Source organism: Anabaena sp. CCY 9402-a (assembly GCF_963920945.1).
Taxonomy (GTDB): domain Bacteria; phylum Cyanobacteriota; class Cyanobacteriia; order Cyanobacteriales; family Nostocaceae; genus Trichormus; species Trichormus minutissimus.
Genome location: NZ_CAWUDL010000140.1, coordinates 1 through 7046, shown reverse-complemented (window position 1 = coordinate 7046; position 7046 = coordinate 1). Strand labels below are relative to the sequence as shown.

Genomic DNA, 7046 nt, shown 5'->3' with positions numbered 1-7046 from the left:
TATCTCCTATAATCCCTTCACAGTCAGCTTTTTATCTTTTATAGACAAGTCTAATGAAAACTCAGATAAAAATCACGAAATACTAACGAATATTTACTTTTATAGACTAATTGCTAAAGAAATATAAGGAAAATGAGATAGCAGGGAAACTCAACTATATAACCAGTTGTAAGGGAGTGAACGGATATCAATAGAGATTATGTTTCTACCTGATGTAACTGCATAAATTAATTAAAGTTTTTGGGTTTACGTCAGTCTATTAATCCTTTGCAATTAGGGCGAAAATCTATGAAGCAACCATATCTATCTCCCGACGATTTGCCCACACATAAAACTACACTCATAAGTGAAATATTACTCAGTCAACTAGAAGAAGTAACAAAAACAAGGTTTTATTTAACTTGTAGGCATTCGGTACGTATTTTGTTATCCAGTTGTCACTGGTATTTTAAAGTTAATAGTGGCATTCTGATGTTAATCATGGTATGCCATGATATTGAAAGTTATCAGAACGTTATGATGAATGTTTCGTATTTGGCGAGCAAATTAAAATTGTTTGCGAATCACGCCAAAATTAGTATTAGTTCTCCAGTAAATCAAGGTATGCCTTGGGTCATTGGCATCAATCAAATATTGTCTGGAGAGGATTCGGCTAGCCTCTAAAAGGGGCAAGAGGGGCAGAGGAGACAAGATAGATTATGTTCTCAATGCCCCACGCCCAGAATATGGCTACTTAGCAAGGCGTTCATCGAAATAGGACAAGCCTGCACCAATAGTTTCAGCTAAAATACTGATGAGACGATACAAGGCGATCGCACTAATTACCGCCGCCGAGGGAAAGCGATGTTGTAAAAGTGCGATCGCTGTGGCTTCAAAGACTCCCAACCCCCCAGGTGCGCCGGGAACTACAAACCCCAACAACCAAGCAAAACTAAAAGCACCCAACAATAAAGGAATGTGACTTAGATTCAAGGGCATAATCGCAAACACCGTTAAGACAAATCCCATACCCCGCAGTCCTAAAAATCCCATCTCTCCTAACAATGGTCTGAGGGGATAGCGTCGAATCCGAAAATTAGGGGTTGGCTGAGTGCTAGATTTCTTCGCTTTTAATTTATAAAATAAGCCAATCACTGGGTTTAAAAATCGGGGATGCACGGCACAAAGTATAATTACCAAACTTAGTATTTTTAACCCTTGTAGCGTCAAGGTAGTGTTATTCGCTGCAAATTGATTGCCAAATAGGACAACAAAAATTAAAGCCGCCGCCGCCATAAGTAAGGGTTCTAGCAAAACGCTGAGGGTGGCTGCACCAGGCGCAACATTAGCATTTTTTGCCGCTACAATTCGCCCGTAATGATGCCATACATTACCCGGCAAATACTTGGCAAGGTTGGTTTTAAGATAAACCTGAATAAATTTTATAGATGGTAAAGGTTGTTTTAACTCTTGAAGAACCCAAGTCCAAATCCAACCAGCCCAGATATGCGCTAGTAAAGTGACCCCAGTAGCGATCGCCAAAATTGACCATCCTGCTTCATCAATGCGAATAGCTGTCACCTCTAACCAATGATTCTTTAAGGCATTACCTACAAAAACTAGTGTCGCCCCTAAAATTACCCAACGTAAAATTTTCTTTAGTTTAATAGTCATTTAACAACTAAGCCCAAAAATCGCTCTAATTCGCGCTCGTAAAATTTCCGACTGTTAGGCACAAGGTTATTGCTACCCAAAAATTCTAGTACCTTTCTAGGTAGTGGATGAAAACGACACGGGCAACTTTAGTTGCCGTGTTCATCCTGGAAAAATATAAGAATGCGATCGCTTCAAGATGACTACTTATGTCTTTTCAAATGCCATTGCCAAGCGTGGGTGACAATATCTTGAATATCCGGATATTGGGGTTGCCAGCCGAGAATTTTTCTGGCTTTTTCGCCGCTACCAATTAAACTGGGGGGATCACCGGGGCGGCGATCGCATTCTGCAACTGGGATATTTAATCCTGTCACCTGGGCGGCGGCGGCTATAACCTCTCGGACTGAAAAACCTTGACCATTACCTAAATTAAAAAATTCGCTATCTCCACCTTTTAATAAATATTCCAATCCCAAAATGTGGGCATCTGCCAAATCGCTGACGTGAATATAGTCCCGAATACAAGTCCCATCGGGGGTAGGGTAATCTGTGCCAAAAATTGAGATAGATTCGCGTTTACCTAAAGCTGTCAGCAGTACCAAAGGAATTAAATGGGTTTCGGGGTTGTGATCTTCACCTAATAACCCCTCAGGATGTGCGCCAGCCGCATTAAAATAACGAAAACGGACTGATTTTAAACCGTAAGCCCCATCAAAATCTGATAAAATCCGCTCTACCATTAATTTAGTAGCACCATAGGGATTGATGGGATTTTGGGGGTGGTTTTCGGGAATCGGTACAACATCCGGCACACCGTATGTGGCACAAGTGGAAGAAAAGACAAAATTCTTAATAGATGCCGCCAGCATCGCTTCTAAGAGAACCAGCGTTCCCAAAACGTTGTTACGGTAGTATTTAGCGGGGTCTGTCACTGATTCGCCAACATAAGCATAGGCAGAAAAGTGCATGACGGCAGCAAAATTATGGGTTTTGAATAAATCATCTAACAGGGCGCGATCGCTCGTATCGCCAACAATCAACTCGACCTGCAAAACCTTCTCCACCAAGTCACGATGCCCATAAACCAAGTTATCGAGTATTACCACGTCATAACCGGCTTGCTTGAGAGCTAAGACGGTATGTGAACCGATATACCCTGCTCCCCCCGTTACTAAAATGCTGGGCTTTCCAGGTGGCATAGCTTTTCCTTTTGAGTCACAACTACTCAATTAATTTAACTAATTCACTGGTGTATCAGATAACTAATCAGGAAAATTATAAATATTAGACGCAGTGTTAAAAAATTGCACTAAAATCACTACGACGGTAGTCTTTGGTGTGAGGGTTAGGATATTTTAAGTCAAATTACAGTTGACAATAAAATGAATCCACTTTATGAAACCTCTAGGCTCACCGCAAAAGGAGATTTGAGTGTAAATCTATGTTTGAACTTTTAAGCCGGGTACTGCTGTGGTTACTAATTGGTACTATCGCTTACACTGTGTTTCAGAAATTTTATCCTTCAGGAACTTTTGTTGGGCGATTAGTTTTTGTGATCTTGATGATTGTGATCGCCTTGTCATTTGTCAATCCTAATGAACCAGCTGTAGCATCTTTGTGGAGACTAGTATCATTTCCCCTGAAACCCTTGGGAGCTTCAGTTTTGATGCTAATTGTGGCAGCGCAGAAAATCAAGGGGGGTGGAATTGAGAAACCAGGAGGATATTTAATTGGTTGGTCACTGACAATTTTACTTTTATCCAGTACACCAGCGATCGCCTACTTTTTAATCAGAGCGCCCTTAGCCACCCAAGAGGCAATGATTCCCACCTATCAGCTACCATCATCTCAACCAGAAACACTTGTAGCCTTGGGGACACCAACCAACCCCACACAAGTTACAGATGTACTTGGGGATGCTATCTTGCCTAACACTGGAATCAATCGCACAACCTTAGCCTTCAACTACTGGGAAACCAAAATCCCCCCTTACCTGTTGCAGAATCCTCAACAAATTAGAGAACGAGGCTTGCGGCTAGAAGACTTTGTACCCAGTTCAGAAACATTGCAACTTACAACCCAAGTCTGGGAAAGTTATCTCACTCAGGTTTACACTTTCTTACGTGGTCGTCGGGCATAAAGTTAGAAATCAAAAGATACTTATCTCCTGTCACCTGTCCCCTGTCCCCTGTCCCCTGTCACCTGTCACCTGTCCCCTTCCATGCAACAATCTCGACGAATTGCTAAACTTGGTGCTTACCTACGTCCCCACTGGCGAGATGCCACGTTGGGTATTTTGGCTTTGTTGTCTGTCAATGGACTAGGTGTTTATATTCCTTGGTTGATTCGTGGTTGTGTTGACCAACTTGCCAATAATGTGATCTGGCAAGAAATACTACGTTATGTAGTTGTGATTATTTTACTCAGTGCTGCCATGTGGCTGATCCGCATGGCTTCGCGGCTGTGGATATTTGGTGTAGGACGGCAAGTAGAATTTGATCTCAAACAAAGGATTTTTGAGCATTTACTCAATCTAGAGCCTGCTTATTTTGCCACGAATACAATTGGCGACTTAATTAGTAGGGCTACCAGTGATGTAGATAATGTGCGACGGTTGTTAGGTTTTGCGGTGTTAAGTTTAGCCAATACGGTGTTTGCTTACGCCTTAACACTACCAGTCATGCTAGCCATTAACGTCAATCTCACCCTGGCGGCGATCGCAGTTTATCCTTTGATGTTTGTGTTAGTGCATTTATTTAGTAATCGCTTACGTCAGCAACAAGCTAAAGTCCAGGAAAATATCTCTGAGATCAGTGAGCTAATTCAAGAAGATATGAGTGGCATAGCTTTAATTAAAATCTATGCCCAGGAAAACAACGAACGTCGAGCTTTTGCCCAAAAAAACCACCAGCTATTGGGGGCTAACTTGGAACTGGCGAAAAGCCGCAATACCTTGTTTCCCCTAATCGGTGGTTTAGCTGGCTTGAGTTCACTCGTAATTATTTGGTTGGGGACAACGCAGATTTCGGCTGGAAACCTCGCTGTTGGTGACTTTTTAGCATTACTAATCTATGTTGAGCGTTTAGTATTCCCGACGGCATTATTGGGCTTCACTATTACCGCCTACCAACGGGGGGAAGTCAGTATAGACCGTTTGGAAGCGATACTCAGCGTTAAACCGAAAATTAGAGATACTAGCGATGCTGTGCATATGGCTGTAGCGGAAGTTAAAGGGGAATTAACCGCCAAAAATCTCAGTTTTACTTATCCTGGTGCGGCTAAACCAGCGTTAGATCATGTCAATTTTACAATTACCTCTGGAGAGACAGTAGCAATTGTCGGTGCGATCGGTTCAGGTAAGTCAACTTTAGCCAATGCCTTGCCTAGATTATTAGATATTGCACCAGGACAGTTATTTTTAGATGGGGTGGATATTACCCAAATAGCATTAGCAGATTTGCGTCATGCGATCGCCTACGTTCCTCAAGATAGCTTTTTATTCAGCACTACCATTAGAAATAACATCCGCTACGGCGACCCCAGCAGCGATCAACTATATGTTGAGTCGGTGGCTAAATCATCACAAATTCACCCAGAAATCATGAATTTCCCCCAGCAGTATGAAACCATAGTCGGGGAACGTGGCATTACTCTTTCTGGTGGGCAAAGACAACGTACCGCTTTAGCTAGAGCGATGCTAGTCAATGCACCCGTTTTAATCTTAGATGATGCTCTCTCTAGTGTGGATAATCAAACTGCTACCCAAATCCTCAATAATCTTGCTAGTGGTACTACACGCAAAACGGTAGTTTTTATCACACACCAGCTTTCTGCTGCTGCTGCTGCTGACCGTATTTTTGTCATGGATAAAGGCAAGATTGTGCAAGTAGGCAATCACTTAAAATTATTGCAACAGGAGGGTTTGTACAGAAAACTGTGGAGTCAGCATCAAGTAGAAGAATTACTACATTAAATGTTTTCTCTCTACGCATATCCTGATCCCATCGCAGAGATTAAAACTTATACAAAAGATATTGATATTAATTTTCTGCAATTCGACTTTCAAAAAATCTTATTGGATTATTATCGGTTTGAGTCACTTCAAAAAGTGAAATGCTCCCTATCCCCAATCCACAAATTTTTTCGTCTGGTCAATCAGTAATGCTTTTTGATAGTAGGCATTCTCCTCACTACAAGGCAGTATCACCTGAACCAGCGTTTTTTGTTGTGGTTGACTCTGGATTTTGAGTTTACCACCATGTAATTCAGCTAAACGTTTAACAATGGTTAACCCTAATCCTGAGCCTTGCTGCTCATAAAGTTTGCGTTCAAATTGCCTATAAGCTCCTAGTTCTGCAATTTGTGCAGCAGTCATTCCCCGTCCTTGATCTGTAAAAGATAAAACTAACATATTATTGATAGCTTTACTTTTTACTTGAATTAAAGTTCCTGCTGAAGAAAACTTCAAAGCATTATCAAATAATTCCTCTACAATTTTAGAAATTCTCTCTGAAGAAATTTTGATATAGCAGGGAGATAAATCTATCTGTAAATCCGCTTGTCTTCCTAATTTGGCAGCTTTTTCTGTAATGATATCAATTAATGCCAATGTAGGAAATTTTGTAGTTTTACTTTGGAAAACTTTTAATTGCTGTGGATCTGTGGCAATAATTTCTAATTCTGCATACAGTAAAAAATTTTGAATTAATCTAAACAAACGTTCACCAGAATAATAAATGGATTCTGCCATTTCCCGGATCGCGTGTGAGTCGAGATACTCACTTTCTTCCATCAGAATTTGTGAAAAACCTAAGATCCCGTTCAGAGGAGTTCGCATTTCATGGGGTAGCGATAGCGCAATGCTATTACGCAAATTATCTAGTTTCTTCTGAGTTTCCTGGTGAATAGTAGTTTGCTTGGCTAATCTACAAGCGATCGCAGCTAACAACTCAGCTCTCGTAAAAGGTTTGACAATATAATCATCTGCTCCCATTTCCATACCTTGCCGAAAGTCGGTTTTATCAGATTTAGCCGTGAGAAATATTAAAGGAATCATCGCTGTTGTGGGATTTTGACGCAATGCCTTTAATACTCCATAACCATCTAATTCTGGCATCATGACATCACAAAGAATCAAATCAGGCATTTCAGCTTGGGCTAATTGCACACCAATCTGTCCGTTTTCTGCTTCATGTAAGTTAAAGCCTTCATTCTCAAGTAATTCTAAAATATTTTGGCGTACATTTATATCATCTTCAATAACTAAAACTTTGGGCATATTTTTTTAAATAATATTTGCTTAAAATCGAAATTGGCTCTCCCAGACTAGATATGTTAAATTAACAACAGAAATACAAATTGAGTAAAATCCTTCTTCTAAAATTATTAAAGTTAGTTAAGCCATAAGCCCT

The 7046-nt window shown here is 40.7% G+C and carries 6 protein-coding genes; 3 read left to right on the top strand and 3 right to left on the bottom strand.

Annotated features, from left to right (window positions below; translation table 11 throughout):
• The first annotated feature begins 288 nt into the window (after positions 1-288).
• Positions 289-663, top strand: a complete 375-nt coding sequence (locus ACM0OR_RS27350; RefSeq protein WP_190709789.1) for a hypothetical protein — start codon at positions 289-291, stop codon at positions 661-663.
• 66 nt (positions 664-729) lie between these two features.
• Here ACM0OR_RS27350 and ACM0OR_RS27345 read toward each other — a convergent pair whose 3' ends face one another.
• A complete protein-coding gene (locus ACM0OR_RS27345) occupies positions 730-1653 on the bottom strand; it encodes a lysylphosphatidylglycerol synthase transmembrane domain-containing protein (protein ID WP_414579548.1) in 924 nt (307 codons plus the stop codon).
• A 182-nt stretch (positions 1654-1835) separates the two neighbouring features.
• A complete protein-coding gene (gene galE, locus ACM0OR_RS27340) occupies positions 1836-2834 on the bottom strand; it encodes a UDP-glucose 4-epimerase GalE (protein WP_414579547.1) in 999 nt (332 codons plus the stop codon).
• Positions 2835-3076: 242 nt separating this feature from the next.
• On the opposite strand from galE, the gene ACM0OR_RS27335 reads away from it, so the two are divergent.
• Both ACM0OR_RS27335 and ACM0OR_RS27330 read left to right on the top strand, forming a co-directional pair.
• Positions 3077-3775: a hypothetical protein gene (locus ACM0OR_RS27335; protein WP_414579546.1), complete on the top strand. Its 699-nt coding sequence runs from the start codon at positions 3077-3079 to the stop codon at positions 3773-3775.
• Positions 3776-3856: 81 nt separating this feature from the next.
• Positions 3857-5608 (top strand): ABC transporter ATP-binding protein, encoded by a 1752-nt coding sequence (locus ACM0OR_RS27330; RefSeq protein ID WP_323268276.1) that lies wholly within the window; start codon positions 3857-3859, stop codon positions 5606-5608.
• A gap of 147 nt (positions 5609-5755) precedes the next feature.
• Here ACM0OR_RS27330 and ACM0OR_RS27325 read toward each other — a convergent pair whose 3' ends face one another.
• Positions 5756-6913: a response regulator gene (locus tag ACM0OR_RS27325; RefSeq protein ID WP_414579545.1), complete on the bottom strand. Its 1158-nt coding sequence runs from the start codon at positions 6911-6913 to the stop codon at positions 5756-5758.
• Positions 6914-7046 lie beyond the last annotated feature (133 nt).

Bases quoted from the DNA above. Each gene is read 5' to 3' on its own strand.
- ACM0OR_RS27350 (WP_190709789.1), top strand. From the start codon at position 289: ATGAAGCAACCATATCTATCTCCCGACGATTTGCCCACACATAAAACT.
- ACM0OR_RS27345 (WP_414579548.1), bottom strand. From the start codon at position 1,653: ATGACTATTAAACTAAAGAAAATTTTACGTTGGGTAATTTTAGGGGCG.
- galE (WP_414579547.1), bottom strand. From the start codon at position 2,834: ATGCCACCTGGAAAGCCCAGCATTTTAGTAACGGGGGGAGCAGGGTAT.
- ACM0OR_RS27335 (WP_414579546.1), top strand. From the start codon at position 3,077: ATGTTTGAACTTTTAAGCCGGGTACTGCTGTGGTTACTAATTGGTACT.
- ACM0OR_RS27330 (WP_323268276.1), top strand. From the start codon at position 3,857: ATGCAACAATCTCGACGAATTGCTAAACTTGGTGCTTACCTACGTCCC.
- ACM0OR_RS27325 (WP_414579545.1), bottom strand. From the start codon at position 6,913: ATGCCCAAAGTTTTAGTTATTGAAGATGATATAAATGTACGCCAAAAT.